General features: G+C 61.2%; 2 protein-coding genes. Both read right to left on the bottom strand.

Translation table 11 applies throughout. From position 1 onward, the window contains the following. Nucleotides 1-195: 195 nt before the first annotated feature. The gene (locus tag AB0H83_RS51715) at nucleotides 196-987 is read right to left on the bottom strand and encodes an inositol monophosphatase family protein (protein ID WP_360111404.1); all 792 of its coding nucleotides are present in this window, start codon (nucleotides 985-987) and stop codon (nucleotides 196-198) included. Next, complete coding sequence (locus tag AB0H83_RS51710) at nucleotides 984-1,814, bottom strand: DUF5919 domain-containing protein (RefSeq protein ID WP_360111401.1); 831 nt, start codon at nucleotides 1,812-1,814, stop codon at nucleotides 984-986. The genes AB0H83_RS51715 and AB0H83_RS51710 overlap by 4 nt, the downstream gene beginning before the upstream one ends. Nucleotides 1,815-2,308: the final 494 nt, after the last annotated feature.

Here is a 2,308-nt window from a genome sequence, read left to right as displayed (position 1 = left end):
ACCGCCCACGGCCACAACACCCTCCGGGCACTCACCGACCTCATCACCGGTCGGCCCTGGCTACCCGCCATCAACTGACCACCTGATCAGTCACGTTGCTTCTACGGGTCGCGGATTCGACGAGATTTCGCGGATGACGGTTTTCCCTGCCTTTAGGGTTCTCGCGACCCAATAGCTCCGGCGCTCCGTCAAGCATTAGGAAAGGCAGCTTTCGTTGACCAAAGCCAGAATCTGCTCGCGAAGGTGTGGCGCAGCAGCAACTGTGGCCCGTGATTTAGCGGTGTGCTCACTGCCGTCGTCGTCCATGACTACGGCCCCTGCCTCGCGCGCAATTGCTACTCCCGCACAGGTGTCCCAAGGGTTGTTCGACAGCATGATGCTGCCATCGATCCTTCCGGCTGCGAGCCAGGCGAGGTCGATTGCAGCGGAGCCGAACATTCTGACCCTCTGGGCTCGTGCCGAGAGTTCAGCGGTGATGCGCAAGCGCCGCTTATTGCGTTCGGCTCCTGTTGGGCCCAGGGCGTAGTCACCGATTGCGACTACTGCCTGGTCTAGAGCGCTGACCTGGGAAGCGTGAATCGGCTGGCCATTCTCGAAAGCGCCGCTTCCCTCGGCGGCGGTGTACCGGCTGTTCAGTTGTGGCAGGTCAATGACACCGAGAACAGACCTGGTGCCGTGCATGAGTCCGAGTGAGACAGCGTGTAGTGGTAGGCCGTGCGTGAAGTTCGCGGTGCCATCGACCGGGTCTAGCGCCCACATCAAGGACGTTGCTGCGTAGTCGATGCCGTCTTCTTCGCCGAGGAATCCGATGTCCGGGGTCCGCTCTTGCAGAAACCGTCGTACGGTCCGCTCGATGTTATAGTCAACATCGGTCACCATGTCGCGGTCACTTTTTACGGTCACCGTCTTCACGGGCTGCTTGACGAGGTCGTGTGCTAGCTCGATTGCCTGGATCGCAATGGGGAGCAAGTGCTGATAATCCGTCATAGTTCGGTGCGTCGCTCCCACATCGAATTGAAAACCTGGTCGAATACAGGATACAGCCCGGCGGTCGGCCATCGGCGATTTATGACGAAGGTTGGAGATTCGAGACCACGGAATCCCGGCAGATAAGGCTGGGCAACGCAGATCTCGTTGTCGATGAAGGTTAGGTTGAAGCGGATGGTTTCGTCGTAGGTTGCCACCTGCACCAAGCGCTGGCGATCCTCGGACACCCTCTTGCGCACTCTGTTTAGCATCGTTTGGATGTTGAGTGCGGTTAGCGACGCCAAGTGGCCAGGAGGGTAGCCCTCCTCGGTCTCATTCGCACGGGTTGCGTGGCCTGCCGGATCGAGGAAAAGGCACTTCAGACTGACACCTTGTTCGACCAAGTCGCGTAGGCGCTGATCCGAATATTGTTGGCATAGCATGTTCAACGACAGGCCCATCGCCCGGATCTCTCGCGCGCCGTCGAAAAGCTTCGGGAGCGATACGTGCGCCGTGAAGTCGGTGCGACTGGCGTAGACAGCGGTTACGTCAGCAAAGTTCTCCGCGATTACTCCGCCGATGAGATCGGTGGCGTGGTTGCCCGGCGCGTTGCCGATGGTTCCGTAGGTGGCCAGATTCGCAGCAACCAGGACGTCGCCCGGAGGTGTCACGTCGTTTTCCCACGACTCGATGGTTTCCGCCGGTGGACTCCATCCCAGCAAAGGGGACAGGAGGTCGGCGAACTCGGCGTGGCTGAGTTGCAGGCTTTCTCTGGCCTTTGCGATCTGTCCTCGCGCGAACGCGCCGACGTCAGGGCGAAAACTGCTGTGTGACCGGAGGTCGAACACCCTAGCGGAACGGTGGCTGTCAACCATTTACACACCCTCCCCAGAGTGTTCAGTGTCCGCTTGCTCGCCGGTGTTTGGTACCTGTCCCGCTGTCTTCATTCGCAGCGCCGCTATGTACCAGGCGGCCGGCCACGTCCCGGCGACGTCCCAGGAAGAGGCATAGGGTGTATATCCGCAGGTCAGCGCGTTATTGCCCGGCAAGACCCGGCGTACAGGTCGACTCGTCCGTCGCCCTGCTGGTCACGGCCCTGCTCGTGGCCGCTGAACTGGTGTTTCGTACGTCAGTTCTGGTCTACGTCGGTCGATACTGGGTGCTGTTTGACGGCCCGGTGACGGCCCGGACGGCCCAGGGGCGGCCCGGCGAAGATCAACTCAGACGGCCTTCGGGCTGAGCTTCTCCGGTTGCTTCCGCAGCATGCTCCGGACCCGGAGAGGCTTCCCGTTGCGCAGGCTCCGCCCTGACATGCTGTGCCGCCGGGGCGCCATGTCGGTCG

Origin of the sequence: Dactylosporangium sp. NPDC050688, assembly GCF_040654515.1 — a bacterium.
Classification (GTDB): domain Bacteria; phylum Actinomycetota; class Actinomycetes; order Mycobacteriales; family Micromonosporaceae; genus Dactylosporangium.
The sequence above is the reverse complement of the archived record's forward strand: the minus strand, read 5'-3'. Positions and strand labels throughout refer to the sequence as shown.